This is a genomic window from Microbacterium proteolyticum (assembly GCF_030818075.1).
Taxonomy (GTDB): domain Bacteria; phylum Actinomycetota; class Actinomycetes; order Actinomycetales; family Microbacteriaceae; genus Microbacterium; species Microbacterium proteolyticum_A.
The window spans coordinates 3,207,385-3,228,318 of record NZ_JAUSZZ010000001.1 but is presented as its reverse complement, the minus strand read 5'-3'; the positions used below and the strand labels follow the sequence as shown (position 1 = coordinate 3,228,318).

The window sequence follows — 20,934 nt, the reverse complement described above, 5'->3', positions numbered from 1 at the left end:
ATGTCCGGGTTCTTTCGCAGCGGCGAACATTCGGGTGTCGCTCCGGCCGTCGGCAGCATGCCGAACGTTCCGGTGCAAGCCGCGGGCGGCGCTGTGGGCCTATGCGGGCAGGCGGTCGTCGCGCCGCCCGTCGCTCAGTCGAGCTCGAGGGCGGGGATGCCCGGTGTCTCGAAACCGAACACCGCGCCCAGGAACCCGAGTTCGCGCTGCAGGGAGTCCACCACCGTCTCGCCGCGGCGGAAGCCGTGTCCCTCGCCCTCGTACAGCACGTAGGCGTGGGGCACTCCGTGCGCGCCCAGGGCATCGCGGATCGCCTCGGCCTGCGACGGTGGCACCACACGGTCCTCACTGCCTTGCAGGATGAGCAGCGGCACCCGGAATCGCTCTGGACGGCTGAGCGGCGACCGCTCGACGTACACCGACTCGGCCTCGGGCAGCGGCCCGATCAGACCATCGAGGTATCGCGCTTCGAAGTCGTGCGTGTCTTCGGCCAGGGCGCGGGCGTCGCCGACCCCATAGCGGGAGATGCCCGCGGAGAACACATCGGTGTTGGTCACGGCGGCCAGCACCGTCCACCCGCCGGCCGAGCCGCCCGCGATGGCGAGGCGGCCGGGATCGGCGACGCCCGCTTCCGCGAGAGCGGATGCCGCGGCGGCGACGTCGTCGACATCGACGACGCCCCACTGGCCCTTCAGCCGGTCACGGTACGAGCGCCCGTAGCCCGTGGAGCCGCCGTAGTTGACGTCGAGCACGCCGATGCCGCGGCTGGTGAAGAACGCGGTCTTGGCGGAGGGCGCCGGGCCGACGTGCGATGTGGGGCCGCCGTGGACCAGCACGATGTACGGCGGGCGCTCATCCGCGGGGCCGGTGACGCCGGGATGGGTGGGGGAATACGCAAAGGCGTGCACCGGTCCGTGCGGCCCGTCGGTCTCGATGGCGCGGGCCGACGGCATCCACTCATCACCCCACGAGCCCGTGCCGCCGGTGACGAGATCGACAGCGCCCGTGTCGAGATCGACCAGCCAGAGCCCCGAGCGTCCGCCGGCATCGGCGCCCGAGACGAGCAGGCGCGAACCTCGAGCGTCGTCCACCGCGGCCCCGGCCACCACGGGAACGTCGAGGAGACGTACACCCGACGGGGAGATCTCGACGATCTCGTCGCCCCCGTTCGTGCGGACGGCCACGATGCGACCGTCGGTGGCGGCCGCGAACCAGCGCGTACCGAGCACCCAGAGTCCGCCGCCGGTGTCGGCGTCCGCCGGGGCGACCGGCTGTGCCTCACCGCCGAGGGGCCGGCGGAACAGGTTCCATCGACCCTCGGGATCGTCGGCGTAGAGCAGTTCGTCGTCGGCGAGCCAGATCGGCTGAAGGGGAGCACGGCGCTCACCGCTCGCGATGTCGGTGACCAGACCGGTCGAGAGATCGGCGACGCGCAAGATGGTGGCATCCCAGGGCATGTCCGGGTGGTTCCACGCGATCCACGCCAGTCGGCGCCCGTCGGGAGACAGCGCGGGCTGAGCGACGAAGTCGCTGCCGTCGGCGAGGACGTCGACCGCTTGCGAGCCGTCCGTCGCGATTCGGACGATCGCCCGCGCCGGGAGGCGCTCGGCGCCGTGCATCTCGCGGATGGCCAGCAGCACGCCGTGCTCGAAGCGCAGGCCACCGTGTCGGACAGCCTCGTCGGCGGGCGTCAGCGCGCGGGCCGCCTCTCCCGGGCGCAGCGCGTAGACCCGCTGGTCGGTCTTCTCGACGTAATACAGCTCTCCGTCGTCCGATACCGTCCATGAGCCGCCGCCGTATTCGTGCACGGCGGAGCGGGCGTTCGCGGGGGCAGGGAGCACGGTCTCGACGACCCCGTCGACCCGTCGGCGCTTGACCGCGACGCGACCTGCTTCGGCGGGGACGGACTCGCCCCACCAGACCTCGTCGCCGACGAGCAGCGCGCCGTCCACTCGAGGAGAGGACTTCGCCACCGACTCGGGCGTGATGGGGGACGGCCAGGAACCGTACGGAAGGGTGTCTGCCATGCGGTCCACCCTACGGACAGCCCCCGACAGCGACGAGGAGGTCGGGGATTCAGGCGCCGACCGGACGCAGCTGCACGCCGAGACCGTCCACCCAGTCGCGGATGACCTGCTTCTGCTCGTCGTTGCACGTGTAGCCGTAGCCCACGCTGACCTCCCAGTAGGAGTATTCGTCGATGGGCACCTCGTGCTCCAGCGACCATCCGTCCAGAACCGTCAAGGCGTAGCAGTCGGCCATGGTCTCGACGTCTCCGCCGAAGGCGGTGACGGCGGACGCCGTGGGTTCGGGGTTGGTGAACTGCAGGACGTGGGCGTACTCGTGATAGGCGACGCCGGTGCGGATCCAGTCCGTCAGCTGGGGGTCGTCGCGCGTATCCGCGCTGACATGGACGATGAAGGGGGCCGCCCCCGAGACGCACGCCATCACGTCCATGTTGCAGGGGCGGTTGGTCTCGTCGAACGTCGTCGTGACCCATCCTCGCCCGAGATCGTCGAGTGCGGCCTCCCACGGGCTGCCGGAGGCGTTCGAGGCGGCCTGGGTCCGAGCGACCGCGACCCGATCGGCCAGGCCGGCGGTGAACGCCTCCACGTCGCCGGTGTCGCGCTCCAGTGCGGCGGGGTTCCGCCGGTGCCCCCAGGCGCGGTCGGCGAAGGCTTCGATCTGGGTCCACGGGACGACGGTGGCGTACGGGAGGCCGACAAGGGGGTCGACCGTGGCGTAGAGATCGGCCATAGCGGCCCCGAACTGTTGTTTTCTGTTCGATCATCTCCCGCTGTTCCTCGATCTCGCGCTGCTGATCCTGGATCTGCTGCTCCTGCTCGGTGATGCGATCACGCGAGTCGGAGAGCTGCGCCGAGAGCCAGAAGGCGGCGAGTCCCGCGGCGATCACAGTGAGCGCGAGCGCCGCGCCGAGGATGACGGTGGTGCGCCGTGGTCGGGCAGCGGCCATCGGTGCTGCGCCGGTCTCGGGGAGTCCGCCGTCTTGCGGCTCTGCCGCGGGGACGGGAACGCCGACGGGGGCGGCCGACCCGGTCGCGGATGCGGACTCGGTTCCTGGGAGCACGGGAGAACCGACGGCACCCACCGATTCGGACGCGGGTACGGGCCCGGTCGCCGCGCCGGCAGGGACGTCGGCGGGTCCGGCCGGTTCGATGCCGGAGCCGGTCGAGGAGGGGCCATCGGGCGGGGTGGGAAGGGACACGACTCTCGCTTTCTCTGCGTGAGCTGTCATCGTAGGTGCGCGAACCGTTCCTCCGGCGCGGCCTGTGGATAAGTGCGCTCAGACCGCGCGCAGAACCGCGACCACCCGGCCGAGCACCACTGCTTCGTCGCCGAGGATGGGCTCGAAGGCCGTGTTGCGCGGGAGCAGCCAGGTGTGACCGTCGCGGCGGCGGAACGTCTTCACCGTCGCTTCGCCGTCGAGCATCGCGGCGACGATCTCGCCGTTCTCCGCGTTCGCCTGCGATCGCACGACCACCCAGTCGCCGTCGCAGATGGCCGCGTCGATCATCGAGTCGCCGGACACCTTCAGCATGAACAGCTCGCCCTTCCCGACCAGCTGGCGGGGGAGGGGGAAGATCTCCTCCACCTGCTGGTCGGCGGTGATGGGCACACCCGCGGCGATACGGCCCACGAGCGGCACCAGGGCGGCGTCCCCGAGAGCGGGGGCCGTGTCGGCGGGGTTCTCGGCGGCGGCGCCGGGAAGGTCGATCAGCACCTCCATCGCACGGGTCTTCCCCGGGTCGCGGCGCAGATACCCGCTCAGCTCGAGCTGGTTGAGCTGGTGGGTGACGCTCGACAGCGACTTCAAGCCGACGGCATCGCCGATCTCCCGCATGCTCGGCGGGTAGCCGTGGCGGGCGATGGAGCGCTGGATGACCTCGAGGATCGCGAGCTGCTTGTCGCTCAGGCTCTTGCGCCGACGCGTCTGAGGTCGGTCGCGGCCGGCGGTCGTCGCGTCGGTCATCTGATGCTCCCCTCGCGCCGCGGAAAGGCGGCGGAAATTCGAATGTCGGAGGTTGGTGATGAGGTCTCCGTGTCGAAACCGTATCCGGTCGACGAGGCGAATCGCCGGGAAGTTCGCGCGTGTCGCGTTCGATTCGTCTCCGAGAGCGGCGGTCTTGACACCCCCAGTCAATCGAAGATACATTCGGAAGACAGATTCGCACTCCGACCTCCCGGCCGAGCGAGGAGTGCGAATCTCTCCCCACTCGAGGAGCACACCATGAGCAGCATCGCCATCTCCACTCCCACCACGCGCCTGCGCATCACGCCGCGCGGACGCCGCGTCGTCGCTTTCATGGCGTCGCTGCCGGTCGTCGTGGCACTCGGTCTCGCGATCGTGGGCGGCGGCTCTGCGCTCGCCTCGAACGACGCAGGCGCCCCGGTCGGCTCCTTCGCCGAGATCACGGTCATGAGTGGCGAAACGCTCTGGTCGATCGCGGAGGAGTTGGCACCCGGCGCCGACCCCCGCGACGTCGTCGCGGAGATCTCGCGCCTCAACGCCCTGCCGGGCGGATCGGTCGCCGCGGGGCAGCGCATCGCCATCCCCGCCGAGTACACGCCGGCCGGCTGATAGCCGCCGCCCACGCACCTCAAGCCCGCCGCATCATCGCTAGCGGCACGCCCGCCGCGTCATCGCAAGCGGCGCGCCCGCCGCGTGATCGCGAGCGGCGCGCCAACCGCGCGGCTTCCGCGCCGTTCAGACGTCCTGCCGGCCCACCGCGGCGCTGAGGCGTCCGACGGGCTTGGCAGCGCACCCCGCGCGTGACGTCCTGCTGGCCCACCGCGGCGCCGAGGCATCCGATGGGCTCGACGCGGCCCCGTGCGTGACGACGTGCCGGCTCACGGCGGCGTTGAGACATCCGACGGGCTTCGCAGCGGCCCCCGCGCGCACTGCGGGCTCCTCGCGGCGCTCATGTATCCCGCGGCATCCGCCCCGTTCCTCACGCGTCGCGATCTTCCCATCCGTGATCCGCGAATGACCACCGCAGCCGCCGCCTACGATGGGTGAGGTGACCGTACGCCTCGACGACCTGCCTCTTCGCGACGATCTACGGGGCATGACCCCGTATGGAGCACCTCAGGCCCCGCTGCCCGTGGCGCTCAACGTGAACGAGAACACGCATCCCGTTCCGTCGGAGGTCGCGGACGACATCCTGGATGCCGTCGCCCGGGCGCTCCGCGACGTCAATCGCTACCCCGATCGCGAGTTCACCACGCTCCGCGAGGCATTCGCGCAGTATCTCGGCCACGGCCTGGGCGCCGAGCAGATCTGGGCGGCCAACGGCTCGAACGAGGTCTTGCAGCACATCCTGCAGGCTTTCGGCGGCCCTGGCCGCACGGCCATGGGGTTCGCCCCCACCTACTCGATGTACCCGATCCTCACCCGGGCCACGGGCGCCCGGTGGGTCGCCGGTGAGCGCGAGCACGACTTCGCGTTGAGCCCCGAATTCGCGGCCTTGCAGGTGCGCGAGCAGCGCCCCGACATCGTCTTCCTGTGCGCGCCCAACAACCCCACGGGCACCCCGCTCCGCCTCGACGTGGTCGAAGCCGTCTACGACGCGACCGATGGAGTCGTGATCGTGGACGAGGCGTACGAGGAGTTCGCGCCGCGCGATGAGCCGTCCGCGGTGACGCTGCTGGCCGGACGCCCGCGCCTGGTGGTCTCCCGCACGATGAGCAAGGCCTTCGCGTTCGCCGGAGCGCGCGTGGGCTATCTCGCGGCCGACCCCGCGTTCGTCGACGCCCTGCGGCTGGTGCGTCTGCCCTACCACCTGAGTGCCCTCACCCAGGCCGCAGCGACCGCCGCCCTCGGCCACGCCGACACCATGCTCGCGATGGTCGACGAGATCGTCGCTCAGCGCGATCGCATCTCGGCCACCGTGTCGGCGCTCGGGTACACCGCGCACGAGTCCTGGACCAACTTCGTGCTGTTCGGAGGGGTCGACGACCCCGCGGCCACCTGGAGGGCGCTGTACGACCGCGGCGTGCTCATCCGCGACGTCGGTATCGCCCACCACCTGCGCGTTTCCGCCGGCACCGAGGACGAGACCACCGCATTCCTCGACGCCCTCGCCTCGGTAGGATCGCGGTCATGACCGGCCCCTCCTCGCTCCGCACCGCCTCGATCCTCCGCGAGACGAGCGAATCCCGTGTCGAGCTCGAGCTCGACCTCGACGGCCGCGGGGCGAGCGACATCCAGACCACCGTCCCGTTCTTCGATCACATGCTCACCGCCTTCGCGAAGCACTCGCTGACCGATCTGCGGGTGCGCGCGACCGGTGACACCCACATCGACGCCCACCACACCGTCGAGGACACCTCGATCGTGCTGGGGCAGGCCATCCGTCAGGCGCTGGGCGACAAATCGGGCATCGCTCGATACGGCGACGCGCTCGTCCCGCTCGACGAGGCGCTGGCGCAGGCCGTGGTCGACATCAGCGGCCGGCCGTACCTCGTGCACACCGGTGAGCCCGCAGGCTTCGAGCAGCACCTCATCGGGGGGCACTTCACCGGCTCGCTCGTGCGCCACTCGTTCGAGGCCATCTCGATCCACGCCGCCCTCACCGTGCACGTGCGCGTCCTGGGCGGGCGTGATCCGCACCACATCGCCGAGGCGGAGTACAAGGCGCTGGCCCGCGCGTTCCGCCAGGCCAAGGCCCTCGACCCGCTCGTCGACGGCATCCCGAGCACGAAGGGCGCACTGTGACCGGCAAGCCGACCGTCGCCGTCCTCGACTACGGGTCGGGCAACGTCCACTCCGCGGTGAAGGCGCTCATCGAGGCCGGTGCCGACGCGCGCCTCACCTCGGACCGCGCGCTGCTGCTCGACGCGGACGGGCTGCTGGTCCCGGGCGTCGGCGCTTTCCGCGCCGTCATGGACTCCCTCAACGACAGCCGCGGTGGAGAGATCATCGACCGCCGGCTCGCCGGCGGCCGACCGGTTCTCGGGATCTGCGTCGGCATGCAGGTCATGTTCGAGCGCGGCATCGAACGCGGCGCCGACACGGAGGGCCTGGGCGAGTGGCCGGGAACAGTGGCTGAGCTCCAGGCCCCGGTCCTGCCGCACATGGGATGGAACACCGTTACCGTCGGCGAGGGCTCTCGCCTGTTCGAGGGCATCGAGAACGAACGCTTCTACTTCGTGCACTCCTACGGTGCCCAGGAATGGTCCCTGGACGTCACGCCCCCGTTCCCTCAGCCGTCCGTGACGTGGTGCACCTACGGTGCGCCCTTCATCGCGGCGGTCGAGAACGGGCCGCTCGCGGCGACGCAGTTCCACCCCGAGAAGTCGGGCGAAGCCGGCATCCGTCTGCTGTCCAATTGGATCGACGGGCTGCGCGCGACTACTGTGTGACCTCGTGCCCCGGCTCGGCGAGATGCGCCGAAGGGTGCGAGGAGCCATGAACGATTTCGCGTCCACGCCCGAACTTGTGCTGCTTCCCGCGGTCGATGTGGCCGACGGCAAGGCCGTCCGCCTGACCCAGGGTGAGGCCGGTACCGAGACCAGCTACGGCGATCCTGTCGACGCCGCGGCCGACTTCGCCCGCCAGGGTGCGCAGTGGATCCACCTCGTGGACCTCGACGCCGCCTTCGGGCGCGGCAGCAACGCGAACGTGATGCGCAAGGTCATCAAGCAGGTCAAGGGTGTGCAGGTCGAGCTGTCCGGCGGCATCCGCGACGACCGCACGCTCGAGGCGGCCCTGGAGAGCGGCGCGAGCCGCATCAACCTCGGCACCGCGGCGCTGGAGAACCCCGAGTGGGCGGCCGACGTCATCAACCGCTACGGCGAGGCCATCGCCGTCGGCCTCGACGTGCGCGGCACGACCCTCGCGGCCCGCGGCTGGACGCGCGACGGCGGCGACCTCTGGACTGTGCTCGAGCGTCTCGAGGACGCCGGATGCAGCCGCTACGTCGTCACCGACGTGACGAAGGACGGCACGCTGCGCGGTCCCAACATCGAGTTGCTGCGCGAGATGACCCAGCGCACCCCCAAGCCCATCGTGGCCTCGGGTGGCGTGTCCAGCCTCGACGACATCGCGGCGCTGCGCGATCTCGTGCCCCTCGGCGTCGAGGGCGCCATCGTCGGAAAGGCGCTGTACGCGGGCCAGTTCACGCTCGCTGAGGCACTGGATGTCGCCGGACACTGACGGCTCTTCCCCCGACGCCGGCGATCCGGGGTCCGAGGGCGGGCAGGGGCTCGCCGGACACGGGTCCCACGGCATCGGCGCCGATTCCGCCGGCGTCCCGTGGGAGGGGCGGAGCTTCGCATCGAACCCTCACTCGGGTGACGACGGGTCCGCCGATCCGGCCCTGCTCGCCGCTCTCCTCGCCTTCCGTGCCGGAGAGGGCGACGCACGCGCCGTCGTCGATGCCTATCGCGACGCGCGCCTGTTGATCCCGCTCGTCGCCGAGAAGGGCGATCACGGCATCGGGGCACACGGACTCGAGGTCGACAAGACGCAGGAGCTGTCGATCGTCACGGTCGCCGCACCCGACGGGCGGAAGGTCCTGCCGGTCTTCACGTCGGTCACGGCGCTGCAGACCTGGGACGCCGCCGCGCGCCCCGTTCCGGCCGACGGGCGGCGAACGGCCCTCGCCGCGGCATCCGAGGACACCGAGCTCATCGTCATCGACCCCGCGTCCGAGACCGAGTTCGTGATCCGTCGCCCCGCGGTGTGGGCGATCGCGCAGGGCGAGCCCTGGGAGCCGGCGCACACGTCACCGACGATCTTCACGGGCCTGCACGAGAGCATCGCCGGCGAGCTCGCCGTCCTCGACCTCGCGGTCGAACCGGGCGACCCGACGGGGCGTCTGCGCGGCCCTGAGCTCATCGTGCACCTGCAGCTGATGGCGGGTCTCGAGCAGGAGGAGTTGGATGCCGTGCTCGCGCGCATCGCCCGGCGCTGGGCGGCCGACGACCGCATCGCCGTCCTCGTGGACTCGCTCACCGTGAAGCTGCATCGCGGCGCCACCGCCTGAGCCGCGGCGACCGGTGAGCGGGGGCTCGCGTCCCGCTACGGTGGGAGGCGCCCGCCTCACGAAGGGATCTCCCGTGGTGACCTTCCTCCTGGCCTCCAACCCGATCCACGGGCATGTCGGCCCGATCGTGCAGGTCGCCGCACACCTCGTTCGCGAGGGGCACCGCGTCACGGTGCTCACCGGTACGCGGTTCCGTGAGCAGGTGGCATCCGTCGGTGCGCACTTCCGCGCGCTCGGGGGAGTGGCGGACTACGACGACAGGCGTCCCGACCTGTATCTCCCGGAGCGGGTGAACTATTCGGGTGTGCGGCGGGCGCAATACGACATCCGCACGATCTTCATCGAGACCATCCCCGACCAGTACGCCGCGGTGGCGGAGGCGATCGCACAGGTCCGCCCCGACGCGGTGCTCGTCGACAGCGCGTTCGGCGGCGTCCTTCCTCTCCTGGATCGGGATGCCGCCCGCCCGCCGATCCTCGCGCTCGGCGTCACGCCGCTGTCGCAGTCGTCGCGCGTGCTGGGGCCCTACGGCCTGGCGCTGCCCCCGACCCGCGGGGTGCTGGATCGGGCGCGGTACGCCGCACTGAATCTCGTCGCGCGCCGCGTCGTCTTCCGTCCGACCCAGAAGGCGGCCGTCCACGCGCTCGCGCGCTGCGGCGTCGGGCCCCGCGGGTTCGTCATGGACCTCTCGCGGCGATTAGATCGCTTCCTGCAGACGGGTCCGGTAGGACTCGAGTACCCGCGCCCCGACCTCTCACCCGACACGTACTTCGTCGGCGTGCTGCCGCAGACGTCTTCCGCCGCGCCGCTCCCGGCGTGGTGGGGGGATCTCGACGCGGCGCGACCGGTCGTCCACGTGACTCAGGGCACCATCGACAACCACGACTACGGCCGACTCGTGCGCCCTGCGCTCGCGGCGCTCGCCGACCGTGACGTCACTGTCGTGGTCAGCGCCGGCGGACGGGCGGTGAGGGAGCTCGGACCGCTTCCCGATAATGCCCGGGCGGCGGACTACCTGCCGTACGACGCCCTGCTTCCCCGCACCGATGTGTTCGTCACGAACGGCGGGTACGGGGGCGTGCAGGCGGCTCTCGCGGCCGGTGTGCCGGTGGTCGTGGCCGGGGACACCGAGGACAAGCCCGAGGTGGCCGCGCGCGTGGCCTGGTCGGGTGCGGGCGTCGACCTGCGCACCGGCACGCCGGATCCCGCGGCCATCTCGCGAGCCGTGGATGCCGTGCTCTCCGACCCCTCGTACCGCTCGGCCGCCCGGCGGCTCGCCGCCGACGCCGCCGAACACGACGCCCTCGCCGAGATCACCCACCACCTGCTGACGACCCGCGGGGCGTGAGTCGCCAGAGACTGTCGCCTCGGGCGGTCCCCGAGCGACCATTCCTGGCACCTCACGCGCCTGAGCCCGGGGTGTCACGGAGGAGTCGGCCCGCGGCGCAGGGGTGCCCCTTGTCGGGGGTCGATCGGGGGAGGGGCCCTGCTCTCGATCCCAGACAAGGGGGACCCCGTAGCCGGTACCCCCGGGCGGGCGACTTACGTGACGGGCCCCGTCCACTTCTCGCCCGGACCCTTGCCGATCGGGTCCTGGATCGTCGAGGCTTCGCGGAACGCGAGCTGCAGCGATCGCAATCCGTCGCGGAGCGACCGGGCGTGCATGTCGCTGATCTCGGGGGCGCCGGCGGTGATGAGTCCGGCGAGGGCGTTGATGAGCTTGCGTGCTTCGTCGAGGTCGAGCTGGTGGGCGGGGTCGTCGGCGAGACCGGTCTTGACGGCGGCGGCGCTCATGAGGTGCACGGCCGCGGTGGTGATGACCTCGACCGCCGGCACGTCGGCGATGTCGCGGGTGGCGGCGGAGGCCGCGCGCTCCTGCTCTTCCCAGCGCGCGAGCCGTTCGTCTTCGCCTCCGTGGCGGTGAGCGGAGTGGTCGTCGGCGGGCTGGTCGGAGGGGATCGTGTCCACGTGCATCTCTCTGCTAGACTGTGGCGGGCTTCGGAGCTTTCCGCTCCGTACGAAAGAGGATCACATCCCACCCGCGCTTGCCGCTCCAGGCTACCGGGTTCCCGCACTCCGCTCCGTTTGCACGGGGTTGCCAGGGTGCAGAAGCCGGTGCTGACAGCACCGTGCCGGGTGGCGTGTATCTCCTCTTCGCCCGCGATTCGATCGAATCGCGGCGGCCGTCATCCGCACACAAGAGGAGTTCCGCATCAGCGATCCCCGCACCAACGAGCGCATCCGAGTCCCGGAGGTCCGTCTCGTCGGACCCAACGGCGAGCAGGTCGGCATCGTCCGCATCGAAGCTGCGCTGCGCCTGGCCCAGGAAGCGGACCTCGACCTGGTCGAGGTTGCGCCGAGCTCGAAGCCGCCCGTGGTCAAGATCATGGATTACGGCAAGTTCAAGTACGAGGCCGCTCAGAAGGCCAAGGAAACGCGTCGTAACCAGGCGAACACCGTCCTCAAAGAGGTCCGGTTCCGTCTGAAGATCGAGGCCCACGACTACATCACCAAGCTCAAGCGCGCCGAGGGCTTCCTCCAGGCGGGCGACAAGGTGAAGGCCATGATCCTGTTCCGCGGTCGCGAGCAGTCGCGTCCGGAGCAGGGTGTGCGCCTGCTCCGCAAGTTCGCCGAAGACGTGGCCGAGTTCGGCACCGTCGAGTCGAACCCCACGATCGACGGCCGCAACATGGTGATGGTCGTCGCGCCTCACAAGAACAAGTCCGAGGTCAAGACCGAGCAGAACGCGCAGCGCGCGGCCAACCGCGAGGCAGCGCGCAGCGCCGCTCGTGGCGACTCGGGCCCGGAAGAAACGCCCACCTCGGCCCCCGCCGAGTAAAGCTCCCCAGACTCCCGCTCCGGCGGGAACACCAACGAAGGAAGACAGATGCCGAAGCAGAAGACCCACTCGGGCGCCAAGAAGCGCTTCAAGCTCACCGGTAGCGGCAAGCTCATGAAGCAGCAGGCCGGCATGCGCCACAACCTCGAAGGCAAGGCCTCGAAGCGCACCCGCCGCCTGAACCAGGAGCAGGTCCTGGCCAAGGGCGACTCGAAGGTCGCCAAGAAGCTCCTCGGTCTCTGAGCGCCGACGCACGTTAGGAAGAAACAGAAATGGCTAGAGTCAAGCGGGCAGTAAACGCCCACAAGAAGCGTCGCGTCATCCTCGAGCGCGCCTCCGGTTACCGCGGTCAGCGTTCGCGCCTGTACCGCAAGGCCAAGGAGCAGGTCACCCACTCCCTCGTCTACGCGTACCGCGACCGTCGCAAGCGCAAGGGCGACTTCCGTCGTCTGTGGATCCAGCGCATCAACGCTGCGTCCCGCCAGAACGGCCTCACCTACAACCGCTTCATCCAGGGCCTCGGCCTCGCGGGTGTGCAGGTCGACCGTCGCATGCTCGCCGAGCTCGCCGTGAACGAGCCCGCCGTGTTCGCCTCGCTCGTGCAGACCGCGAAGGCGGCGCTGCCCAGCGACGTCAACGCTCCGAAGTCCGCGTAAGTCGCGTCTTCTCCCGAACGGGCGTCCTCTTCGGAGGGCGCCCGTTCTGTCGTTCCCCGCACGACGCGAGAAGCCGCCGCCTCGCCGTGGGGTCGGCTTCGTCCCCGTCCCGACCGTGCCGGCTCGGCATCGCCCTCGCCCCGGCATCCGCGCGAGCTCGGCGCCGATGCGGGTGCGTGGCGTCGCCGTCACGGCCGGAGTCTCCCGCGGTGCGTGCGTGCCACGCGGTGCGCATGCCAGCGCGGTCATACACTGAGGGGCGTGCTGGAGAACCCCCGTTCGCCGCGAGTTCGCGCCGTGGCCAAGCTGAGCAAACGTGCCGCCCGTGTCGAGACCGGCCTCTTCCTGCTCGAGGGGCCCCAAGCCGCGCGCGAGGCTCTCGCGTGGGCGCCCGAGACGGTGCTCGAGGTGTATGCCACCCCGACCGCGCTCGAGAAGCACTCCGACGTCCGCGAGGCCGCCGAGCGGGCGGGTGTCGACCTGCAGTACACGACCGAAGCGGTCCTGGATGCCATGGCCGACACGGTCACACCACAGGGGATCGTCGCGGTCGCCCGGCAGTCGCCCACGGCGTTGAAGGACATCCTCGCGGCGGGGCCCCGTCTCGTCGCGATCTGCGAGGAAGTGCGCGACCCGGGCAACCTCGGCACGATCATCCGTGCCGCCGACGCCGCGGGCGCGGATGCCGTCATCCTCACCGGACGCACCGTCGACCCCTACAACCCGAAGGTCGTGCGCTCGACCACGGGGTCGCTGTTCCACGTGCCCGTCGCCGTCGATCTCGAACTCGCCGACGTGGCGGAGCGCGTCCACGAAGCGGGTCTGCGCGTCGTCGCCGCAGACGTGCAGGGCGATGACTTCCTGGCATCCCGGGATCTTCTCGCCGAGCCCACCGCGTGGCTGTTCGGCAACGAGGCCCGCGGTCTCGAGGACGAGGCGCTCGCACGGGCCGACCTGGCGCTGCGCCTCCCCATCTACGGGCGCGCCGAGTCGCTGAACCTCGCCACGGCGGCCAGCGTCTGCCTCTACGAGACGGCGTTCGCCCAGCGCGCGCGCTGAGGAACGCTGTTACAGAACGGTTAAGGCCCGCGCAGGGAGGTGGTCGGGCGCACATCATCCTCATAGTGTTGAGGGATGGCATCCGTTCCCCCGAGCTCCGAGCCTCTGGTCGTCGTCTCCGACGTCCAGAAGCACTACGGACAGTTCCAGGCACTGAAAGACATCGACCTCTCCGTGGACCGCGGTGAGGTCGTCGTGGTGATCGGGCCGTCGGGGTCGGGCAAGTCGACGCTGTGCCGCACGATCAACCGCCTCGAGACCATCACCAGCGGCTCGATCACCATCGACGGCAAGGAGCTTCCCAAAGAGGGGAAGGGTCTGGCCGAGTTGCGTGCCGACGTGGGAATGGTCTTCCAGTCGTTCAACCTCTTCGCCCACCTGACGATCCTCGAGAACGTCACGCTCGGGCCCATCAAGGTCCGCAAGATGAAGAAGGCGGATGCCGAGAAGGAGGCGCGCGCGCTCCTGGACCGCGTGGGCGTGGGGCACCAGGCCGACAAGCTGCCGGCGCAGCTCTCGGGCGGCCAGCAGCAGCGCGTCGCCATTGCCCGAGCCCTCGCGATGAAGCCGAAGGTCATGCTCTTCGACGAGCCCACCTCCGCGCTCGACCCCGAGATGATCAACGAGGTCCTCGACGTGATGGTGGGCCTCGCCGCCGACGGCATGACGATGATCGTCGTCACCCACGAGATGGGCTTCGCCCGCAAGGCGGCGAACCGCGTGGTCTTCATGGCCGACGGGCAGATCGTGGAGCAGGCGGCGCCCGAGCAGTTCTTCACGGCCCCGAAGTCCGATCGGGCCAAGGACTTCCTCTCCAAGCTCATCACGCACTGAGACACACCCTGACGGCGACGAACGAGGAGGTTCACCGGCCGCACAGCAACGTCACCGTTCCCCCCGGAGACCTCGCGCGCCGTCACCGACGACCCTTATCCGCACAGCACACGTAACCAAGGAGACATCACATGCGTAAGACACGTTTTCTCGCCGGCGCGAGCATCCTCGCCGCCGGCCTGCTGGCCCTGACGGCCTGCAACAGCGGCACCCCCGGCGCGGCGCCCGACGCCGAGGGCGGCGAGTCCAGCGCCCAGCTGTGGGAGGTCGCCTCCGACGTCTCGCTCGACGGCAGCCCCACGTACGAGCGCATGGCCGCGGCCGACAAGGTCGTCGTCGGCGTGAAGGAAGACCAGCCCGGCCTCGGCTTCAAGGACCCGATCAGCGGAGAGCGCGGCGGCTTCGACGTCGAGATCGCGCAGTGGATCGCGGCTTCGCTCGGCTTCGACGCCGACAAGATCGAGTACAAGACGATCCCCTCGGCCAACCGCGAGCAGGAGCTCGTCAACGGCAACATCGACTACTACGTCGGCACGTACTCGATCACCGACAAGCGCAAGCAGCAGATCGATTTCGCCGGCCCCTACCTGATCACGGGCCAGGGTCTGCTCGTGGCCGCCGACAACGACGACATCACGGGTCCCGACGACCTCGCGGGCAAGATCGTCTGCTCGGTGACCGGCTCGACGCCGCTGCAGCGCATCCGCGACGAGTACTCGCCCGGCGACACCGTCGAGTACGACACCTACACGCAGTGCCTCGAGCAGCTGCGTGCCGGCTCGGTCGACGCGGTGACCACCGACCAGGCGATCCTCGCCGGGTACGTCGCGCAGGAGCCCGACGCCTTCAAGATCGCGGGCGACACCTTCTCCGAGGAGCGTTACGGCGTCGGCCTGCCCAAGGGCGACACCGTGCTGAAGGACCACATCAACACCCTCTTCAACGACGGTGGCGAGGTCTGGACGGCGCTGTTCGAGAAGAACCTCGCTCCGGCCGGTATCGAGGGCGACCAGCCCACCGCCGACGAGTGATCCGCGCGGGGGCGGTGCGTCTGCACGGACGCATCGCCCCCGCCACCCCGACCAAGACAGGGACCACGCATGGGTGTCATCACCGACAACCTCGACATCTGGAGCGAAGCGCTCGTCGGCACGCTCGTGCTCTTCTTCGCCGGCGGCGCGCTCGCGCTGATCCTCGGCATCATCGTGGGAGCGATGCGCGTGTCGCCCGTTCCGATCGCCCGCGGCGTCGGCACGTTCTACGTGAGCATGATCCGCAACACCCCGCTCACGCTCGTGTTCTTCGCCTTCGTGTTCGCGCTGCCGCCCCTCCTCGGGCTGCGTCTCACCGGCGACGTGTCGCTGACGCTCGGCATCTGCGCCCTCGGGATCTACACGGCGACCTACGTCGCCGAGGCCATCCGGTCGGGCGTCAACACGGTGCCGGTCGGCCAGGCCGAAGCGGCACGCGCGCTCGGTCTGACATTCGGGCAGGTCATGTCGCTCGTCGTCCTCCCGCAGGCGTTCCGCTCGGTGATCCCGCCGATGGTGAGCGTCTTCATCGCCCTGCTGAAGAACACCACCGTCGCCGCCGGTTTCTCCATCGTGAACCTGGGCTCGGTGCGCAACTACCTCAGTGAGCGCGGCGAGAACGCGTTCGTCGTCATCCTGTGGATCATGGTGGCTTTCGTCGCGCTGGTCCTGCTGCTCTCCTGGGTGCAGCGAACGCTCGAGAACCGATGGAGGGTCGCCCGATGAGCAGCGTCCTGTACGACGTCCCCGGCCCCAAGGCGGTCGCGCGCAATCGCGTGCTGGGAGTGCTGACAATCCTCGTCGTGCTGGCCATCGTCGGATTCTTCGTGTGGCGGCTCGCCGACACGGGCCAGTTCACCGCCCAGAAGTGGTCGGCATTCACCTACACGAATGTGTGGATCGATGTCCTCAAGGCGACCGGAGCCACTCTCGCGGCGTTCGCCGCCGCCGCCGTCGGCGCTCTCGCGCTCGGTTTCGTGCTGGCCATCGGTCGCCTGTCCGACCACGCATGGGTGCGCTGGCCGTTCACGGCCGTCATCGAGGTCTTCCGCGCGATCCCGGTGCTCGTGTTCATGTTCCTGCTGTACTACGGCTTCCCCGTCATCGGCATCCGCATGGAGCCGTACTGGGCGGTGGTCATCGCGCTCGTCTGCTACAACGGGTCGGTCCTGGCGGAGGTGATCCGCGCCGGCGTCGAGTCGCTCCCGCGCGGTCAGGCGGAGGCCGGGTACGCCATCGGTCTGCGCAAGGCGGGGGTGATGCGCCTCGTCCTGCTTCCACAGGCGGTGCGGGCCATGATGCCCGTGATCATCGCGCAGCTCGTCGTGACACTCAAGGACACGGCGCTCGGATTCGTCATCACCTACCCCGAGCTGCTGTTCTACGCGAAGTACATCGGTGCGCAGCCGACCGTCGGCTCGCCGATCGTGCCGGCGACCATCATCGTCGCCGTGATCTACATCGCGTTGTGCCTGCTCCTGTCGTTCGTCGCCAACCTCGTCGAGAAGCGTCTGCGCCGCTCGCCGCGCGTCGCCCAGGTCGCGTCCGCGGTGCAGGCCCCGCAGCAGGGCGCGACGGACACCGAGCTCATCGTCGCCCAGCGCGGTCTCGGCAAGCACGACTCCACCAGCCTGTGACGTCGGCGGGCGGGGGAGTGTCCCCGCCCGTCGGTAGACTCTCATCTCGTGTCCGACGCACCCGAGATCACCCCCGAGGCCGTCGCCTCCGCCGTCGATGCCGCGCTCGCGGCCATCGCCGCGGCCGCGACCACGGCCGACCTGAAAGCCACCCGCTCCGCTCACACGGGTGAGCAGTCCGACCTCGCGCGCCTCAACGCGCAGATGCGCCACGTCGCCCCCGACCAGAAGGCCGCGTTCGGCAAGCTCGTCGGACAGGCCCGCGGCCGGGTGAACCAGGCCCTCGCCGCCCGTGAGGCGGAGCTGGCCGAGGCCGAGATCGCCGCGAGGCTCGAGGCCGAGCGCATCGACGTCACGGCCCTGCCGCAGCGCGCGCGGGTGGGGGCACGGCATCCCATCTCGCTCCTGCAGGAGCAGGTGTCCGACATCTTCGTCGGCATGGGGTGGGAGATCGCCGAGGGTCCAGAACTCGAGCACGAGTGGTTCAATTTCGACGCGTTGAACTTCGACGTCGACCACCCGGCGCGGCAGATGCAGGACACCTTCTTCGTCGACCCGGTCGCCCGTCACCTGGTGCTGCGTACCCACACCAGCCCGGTGCAGGTGCGCTCGATGCTCGAGCGCGACCTGCCCATCTCCGTCCTCTGCCCGGGACGGGTGTACCGCACCGACGAGTTCGACGCGACGCACCTGCCCGTGTTCACGCAGTTCGAGGGTCTCGTCGTCGACAAGGGCATCACGATGGCCCACCTCAAGGGCACGCTCGACCACGCCGCGCGCGTGCTCTTCGGTCCCGAGGCCAAGACGCGCTTCCGGGCGAACTACTTCCCGTTCACCGAGCCGAGCGCCGAGCTCGACCTGTGGCATCCCACCTTCAAGGGCGGGGCCCGCTGGATCGAGTGGGGCGGCTGCGGCATGGTCAACCCCAACGTCCTGCGGGCGGCCGGCATCGACCCCGAGGAGTACTCGGGCTTCGCGTTCGGCATGGGCATCGAGCGCACGCTCATGTTCCGCAGCGACGTGCAAGACATGCGCGACATGGCCGAGGGCGATGTGCGCTTCAGCGAGCAGTTCGGAATGGTGGTCTGATGCGCGTCCCGCTCTCCTGGCTGCGTGAGTACGTCGACGTGCCCGCCGAGGCCACGCCCGAAGACGTGCTCGCGTCGCTGGTGTCCGTCGGATTCGAAGAAGAAGACGTGCACCGCTTCGAGCTGTCCGGCCCGATCGTCGTCGGCGAAGTGAAGGAATTCACGCCCGAGCCGCAGTCGAACGGCAAGACCATCCGCTGGTGTCAGGTCGACGTCGGCGACGAGCACGGGGGCGTGCGCGGCATCGTCTGCGGTGCCGGCAACTTCTTCGCGGGCGACAAGGTCGTGGTGACCCTGCCCGGCTCCGTGCTGCCGGGTCCCTTCCCGATCGCCGCCCGCAAGACCTACGGTCACGTCTCCGACGGCATGATCGCCTCGGCGAAGGAGCTCGGGCTCGGCGACGAGCACGGCGGCATCCTGCGCCTGGTGGAGCTCGGTCTGGACGCGCCCGTCGGAACGGATGCCATCGCGCTGCTCGGTCTCGACGACGTCGCCGTCGAGATCAACGTCACCCCCGACCGCGGATACGCGCTGTCGCTGCGCGGCGTGGCGCGGGAGTACTCCCACGCCACCGGTGCGGCGTTCCGCGATCCCGCGGAACGCCCGTGGGGCGAGCTCGATCCCGGGGCGGGATTCCCCGTCGCCGTCGACGACGAGGCGCCCATCCGCGGACGGGTGGGGGCGTCGGAGTTCGTCGCGCGCATCGTTCGCGGGGTCGATCCGACCAAGCCCACTCCGGCGTGGATGATCTCCCGACTCGCGCTGGCCGGCATCCGCTCGCTCGGCGTGCTGATCGACATCACCAACTACGTCATGCTCGAGTTGGGGGAGCCGATCCACGGCTACGACCTGGACCGCCTGCAGGGCGGCATCACGGTCCGGCGCGCGCGGGCGGGCGAGAAGCTCGAAACGCTCGACGGCAAGGTCCGCGCCCTCGACCCCGAAGACCTCCTGATCACGGACGAGTCCGGCCCGATCGGCCTCGCGGGCGTCATGGGCGGCGGGACGACCGAGATGACGGACGCGACACGCAACGTGCTGATCGAGGCGGCGATCTTCGACACCGTCTCGATCGCGCGCACCGCCCGTCGGCAAAAGCTGCCGTCCGAGGCCTCGCGGCGCTTCGAGCGCGGGGTCGACCCGGCGATCCCCTTCGCCGCGGCCCGTCGCGTCGCCGATCTGATGGTCGAATACGCGGGCGGCACGCTCGACACGCAGATCGGAGGTGCCCTCCTCACGGGCTACGGCGTGGACGGGATCGTGCTGCCGGACGGGTTCGTCCCCGGCCTGATCGGCGTCGACTATTCCGACGACGAGATCGTCGCGTCGCTCGAGACGATCGGATGCCGCATCGAGAGCCAGGGGGATGCACGCCTGGTCATCCCGCCGACGTGGCGCCCCGACCTCACCGACAAGTGGACGCTCGCTGAGGAAGTCGCCCGCATCGGCGGCTACGACCGCATCCCCTCCGTTCTGCCCACCCCGCCCTCCGGCCGCGGCCTGACCGCCGCGCAGCAGGGCCGCCGTCGCGTGTCGAACGCGCTGGCCTCGGCCGGGTTCGTCGAGACGCCGTCGTTCCCCTTCACGACCGAGGAGCAGAACGCGCTGCACGGTTCGCCGTCCGGCGACCGGCTGCCGAGCGTGAAGCTCGCGAACCCGCTCGACGGGCTGGCACCGTTCCTGCGGCGTTCGCTCGTGCCGGCGCTGCTGCAGGTGGCGCATCGCAACGTCTCGCGCGGCATCGTCGATCTCGCCCTGTTCGAGGTCGGCACGGTCTTCCTCCCCAAGCCGGGCGTGCAGTACGGGACCGCGTCGGTGCCGCCGCTGGCGGTGCGTCCGGATGCCGCGACCCTGGCCGCTCTGGATGCCTCGATCCCGCCGCAGCGTCGCCACGTCGCCGTGCTGCTCGCCGGCCACACGGTGCCCAAGCAGCCCGGGCAGGCGGCCGTCGCCGCCGACCTCGCGGACGCGGTCGACGCCGTCCGCGTGCTGGCCGCGGCGGCCGGCCTCGACATCGAACTCGTGCAGGCGCAGCGCGCCGCCCTCCACCCGGGCCGCACCGCCCGGGTGCTCGCGGCCGGCCAGGACATCGGATACGTCGGCGAGCTGCTGCCCACCGTCTCGGCCGACGCCGACCTGCCGGGTCGCGTGCTCGTCGCCGAGCTGGACCTCGACGCGATGCTCGAGCTCGCGCAGGCGCGCGTGGTCGCGGCATCCCTCTCCGGCTTCCCGGCCGCGACGCAGGACGTCTCGCTCACGGTGCCGCTCGAGGTCGCAGCCGGCGCGGTACGCGCGGCGCTCCTCGAAGGCGGTGCCCCGCTGATCGAGGGCGCGCGCCTGGTCGACGATTACCGCGGGCCGGGGCTGGCGGACGGCACGAAGAGCCTGACCTTCGCGCTGCGCTTCCGGGCCGACGACCGCACGCTCACCGCGGCCGAGGCCACCGAGGCCAAGCTCGCCGGCGTCGCCGTCGCCGCCGAGCGCTTCGGCGCCGCGATCCGCGACTGACCGCCCGTCTGGAGCGCCGCACGGTTCGCCGCGCGGCGCTTCGGCGTCTCGGGAGGGTGTTGTGGACACGCTTCGGCGTCTCCCACCCCTCCTGTCGTGCGTCCTCGCACGACGTGTCGACCATCCGGGTCGATTTGCCCGTGCGCCCGCGCGGCCGATACCCTCGCCACATGTCGTCGATCACCGTGCGCACCGAGGAGCTCTTCGTGAGCACCGGTGGCGAGCGTCGACGTCGGGTCACGCGCCGACTTTCGGCGACCTCGTAAACCCGCCG

The 20,934-nt window shown here is 70.4% G+C and carries 21 protein-coding genes; 17 read left to right on the top strand and 4 right to left on the bottom strand.

Annotated elements, in window-relative coordinates; translation table 11 throughout:
* Nucleotides 1-134: 134 nt before the first annotated feature.
* The 3 genes from QE392_RS15045 to lexA all read right to left on the bottom strand — a co-directional run bounded on the left by QE392_RS15045 (nucleotide 135) and on the right by lexA (nucleotide 3,991).
* On the bottom strand, nucleotides 135-2,027 hold the full coding sequence (locus tag QE392_RS15045) for a S9 family peptidase (protein ID WP_307453155.1): 1,893 nt from the start codon (nucleotides 2,025-2,027) through the stop codon (nucleotides 135-137).
* A 49-nt stretch (nucleotides 2,028-2,076) separates the two neighbouring features.
* On the bottom strand, nucleotides 2,077-2,757 hold the full coding sequence (locus QE392_RS15040; protein WP_307453153.1) for a hypothetical protein: 681 nt from the start codon (nucleotides 2,755-2,757) through the stop codon (nucleotides 2,077-2,079).
* Nucleotides 2,758-3,304: 547 nt separating this feature from the next.
* Entirely contained in the window at nucleotides 3,305-3,991 is a 687-nt protein-coding gene (lexA, locus tag QE392_RS15035; protein ID WP_307453150.1) for a transcriptional repressor LexA, read from the bottom strand.
* A 258-nt stretch (nucleotides 3,992-4,249) separates the two neighbouring features.
* On the opposite strand from lexA, the gene QE392_RS15030 reads away from it, so the two are divergent.
* The 7 genes from QE392_RS15030 (at nucleotide 4,250) to QE392_RS15000 (ending at nucleotide 10,356) form a co-directional block, all read left to right on the top strand.
* The gene (locus tag QE392_RS15030; protein ID WP_307453147.1) at nucleotides 4,250-4,600 is read left to right on the top strand and encodes a LysM peptidoglycan-binding domain-containing protein; all 351 of its coding nucleotides are present in this window, start codon (nucleotides 4,250-4,252) and stop codon (nucleotides 4,598-4,600) included.
* A gap of 430 nt (nucleotides 4,601-5,030) precedes the next feature.
* A complete protein-coding gene (locus tag QE392_RS15025) occupies nucleotides 5,031-6,125 on the top strand; it encodes a histidinol-phosphate transaminase (protein ID WP_307453145.1) in 1,095 nt (364 codons plus the stop codon).
* The gene (gene hisB, locus QE392_RS15020) at nucleotides 6,122-6,736 is read left to right on the top strand and encodes an imidazoleglycerol-phosphate dehydratase HisB (protein WP_307453143.1); all 615 of its coding nucleotides are present in this window, start codon (nucleotides 6,122-6,124) and stop codon (nucleotides 6,734-6,736) included. Before QE392_RS15025 ends, hisB begins: the two co-directional genes overlap by 4 nt.
* The gene (gene hisH, locus QE392_RS15015; protein WP_307453141.1) at nucleotides 6,733-7,383 is read left to right on the top strand and encodes an imidazole glycerol phosphate synthase subunit HisH; all 651 of its coding nucleotides are present in this window, start codon (nucleotides 6,733-6,735) and stop codon (nucleotides 7,381-7,383) included. Before hisB ends, hisH begins: the two co-directional genes overlap by 4 nt.
* Nucleotides 7,384-7,429: 46 nt before the next feature.
* Nucleotides 7,430-8,176, top strand: coding sequence for a bifunctional 1-(5-phosphoribosyl)-5-((5-phosphoribosylamino)methylideneamino)imidazole-4-carboxamide isomerase/phosphoribosylanthranilate isomerase PriA (gene priA / locus QE392_RS15010; protein ID WP_058232307.1), 747 nt, complete (start codon nucleotides 7,430-7,432; stop codon nucleotides 8,174-8,176).
* Nucleotides 8,160-9,008: an SseB family protein gene (locus tag QE392_RS15005; RefSeq protein ID WP_307453138.1), complete on the top strand. Its 849-nt coding sequence runs from the start codon at nucleotides 8,160-8,162 to the stop codon at nucleotides 9,006-9,008. The genes priA and QE392_RS15005 overlap by 17 nt, the downstream gene beginning before the upstream one ends.
* Before the next feature lie 73 nt (nucleotides 9,009-9,081).
* Entirely contained in the window at nucleotides 9,082-10,356 is a 1,275-nt protein-coding gene (locus QE392_RS15000; protein ID WP_307453136.1) for a glycosyltransferase, read from the top strand.
* Nucleotides 10,357-10,550: 194 nt separating this feature from the next.
* Here the strand turns inward: QE392_RS15000 and QE392_RS14995 are convergent, their stop codons facing one another.
* Complete coding sequence (locus tag QE392_RS14995; protein ID WP_307454164.1) at nucleotides 10,551-10,976, bottom strand: DUF1844 domain-containing protein; 426 nt, start codon at nucleotides 10,974-10,976, stop codon at nucleotides 10,551-10,553.
* Between the two features lie 244 nt (nucleotides 10,977-11,220).
* Here QE392_RS14995 and infC point away from each other — a divergent pair, with 244 nt between their 5' ends.
* The 10 genes from infC to pheT all read left to right on the top strand — a co-directional run bounded on the left by infC (nucleotide 11,221) and on the right by pheT (nucleotide 20,660).
* Nucleotides 11,221-11,847: a translation initiation factor IF-3 gene (gene infC / locus QE392_RS14990; protein ID WP_373426506.1), complete on the top strand. Its 627-nt coding sequence runs from the start codon at nucleotides 11,221-11,223 to the stop codon at nucleotides 11,845-11,847.
* Nucleotides 11,848-11,895: 48 nt separating this feature from the next.
* Entirely contained in the window at nucleotides 11,896-12,090 is a 195-nt protein-coding gene (gene rpmI, locus QE392_RS14985; RefSeq protein ID WP_013583375.1) for a 50S ribosomal protein L35, read from the top strand.
* Nucleotides 12,091-12,119: 29 nt separating this feature from the next.
* Entirely contained in the window at nucleotides 12,120-12,503 is a 384-nt protein-coding gene (rplT, locus tag QE392_RS14980; protein ID WP_058232312.1) for a 50S ribosomal protein L20, read from the top strand.
* Between the two features lie 261 nt (nucleotides 12,504-12,764).
* The gene (locus tag QE392_RS14975) at nucleotides 12,765-13,562 is read left to right on the top strand and encodes a TrmH family RNA methyltransferase (protein WP_307453134.1); all 798 of its coding nucleotides are present in this window, start codon (nucleotides 12,765-12,767) and stop codon (nucleotides 13,560-13,562) included.
* Nucleotides 13,563-13,637: 75 nt separating this feature from the next.
* The gene (locus tag QE392_RS14970) at nucleotides 13,638-14,396 is read left to right on the top strand and encodes an amino acid ABC transporter ATP-binding protein (protein ID WP_373426484.1); all 759 of its coding nucleotides are present in this window, start codon (nucleotides 13,638-13,640) and stop codon (nucleotides 14,394-14,396) included.
* 131 nt (nucleotides 14,397-14,527) lie between these two features.
* Complete coding sequence (locus QE392_RS14965) at nucleotides 14,528-15,427, top strand: glutamate ABC transporter substrate-binding protein (protein WP_307453132.1); 900 nt, start codon at nucleotides 14,528-14,530, stop codon at nucleotides 15,425-15,427.
* 69 nt (nucleotides 15,428-15,496) lie between these two features.
* Nucleotides 15,497-16,153, top strand: coding sequence for an amino acid ABC transporter permease (locus tag QE392_RS14960; protein WP_307453130.1), 657 nt, complete (start codon nucleotides 15,497-15,499; stop codon nucleotides 16,151-16,153).
* Nucleotides 16,150-17,064: an amino acid ABC transporter permease gene (locus tag QE392_RS14955; protein ID WP_307453128.1), complete on the top strand. Its 915-nt coding sequence runs from the start codon at nucleotides 16,150-16,152 to the stop codon at nucleotides 17,062-17,064. Before QE392_RS14960 ends, QE392_RS14955 begins: the two co-directional genes overlap by 4 nt.
* 48 nt (nucleotides 17,065-17,112) lie before the next feature.
* Nucleotides 17,113-18,153 (top strand): phenylalanine--tRNA ligase subunit alpha, encoded by a 1,041-nt coding sequence (gene pheS, locus QE392_RS14950; protein WP_307453126.1) that lies wholly within the window; start codon nucleotides 17,113-17,115, stop codon nucleotides 18,151-18,153.
* Entirely contained in the window at nucleotides 18,153-20,660 is a 2,508-nt protein-coding gene (gene pheT, locus QE392_RS14945; protein ID WP_307453124.1) for a phenylalanine--tRNA ligase subunit beta, read from the top strand. Before pheS ends, pheT begins: the two co-directional genes overlap by 1 nt.
* The last annotated feature ends 274 nt before the right edge of the window (nucleotides 20,661-20,934 follow it).

Coding starts and splice junctions, on each gene's coding strand:
- QE392_RS15045 (WP_307453155.1), bottom strand. CDS start 2,027: ATGGCAGACACCCTTCCGTACGGTTCCTGGCCGTCCCCCATCACGCCC.
- QE392_RS15040 (WP_307453153.1), bottom strand. CDS start 2,757: ATGGCCGATCTCTACGCCACGGTCGACCCCCTTGTCGGCCTCCCGTAC.
- lexA (WP_307453150.1), bottom strand. CDS start 3,991: ATGACCGACGCGACGACCGCCGGCCGCGACCGACCTCAGACGCGTCGG.
- QE392_RS15030 (WP_307453147.1), top strand. CDS start 4,250: ATGAGCAGCATCGCCATCTCCACTCCCACCACGCGCCTGCGCATCACG.
- QE392_RS15025 (WP_307453145.1), top strand. CDS start 5,031: ATGGGTGAGGTGACCGTACGCCTCGACGACCTGCCTCTTCGCGACGAT.
- hisB (WP_307453143.1), top strand. CDS start 6,122: ATGACCGGCCCCTCCTCGCTCCGCACCGCCTCGATCCTCCGCGAGACG.
- priA (WP_058232307.1), top strand. CDS start 7,430: ATGAACGATTTCGCGTCCACGCCCGAACTTGTGCTGCTTCCCGCGGTC.
- QE392_RS15005 (WP_307453138.1), top strand. CDS start 8,160: ATGTCGCCGGACACTGACGGCTCTTCCCCCGACGCCGGCGATCCGGGG.
- rpmI (WP_013583375.1), top strand. CDS start 11,896: ATGCCGAAGCAGAAGACCCACTCGGGCGCCAAGAAGCGCTTCAAGCTC.
- rplT (WP_058232312.1), top strand. CDS start 12,120: ATGGCTAGAGTCAAGCGGGCAGTAAACGCCCACAAGAAGCGTCGCGTC.
- QE392_RS14970 (WP_373426484.1), top strand. CDS start 13,638: ATGGCATCCGTTCCCCCGAGCTCCGAGCCTCTGGTCGTCGTCTCCGAC.
- QE392_RS14965 (WP_307453132.1), top strand. CDS start 14,528: ATGCGTAAGACACGTTTTCTCGCCGGCGCGAGCATCCTCGCCGCCGGC.
- QE392_RS14960 (WP_307453130.1), top strand. CDS start 15,497: ATGGGTGTCATCACCGACAACCTCGACATCTGGAGCGAAGCGCTCGTC.
- QE392_RS14955 (WP_307453128.1), top strand. CDS start 16,150: ATGAGCAGCGTCCTGTACGACGTCCCCGGCCCCAAGGCGGTCGCGCGC.
- pheT (WP_307453124.1), top strand. CDS start 18,153: ATGCGCGTCCCGCTCTCCTGGCTGCGTGAGTACGTCGACGTGCCCGCC.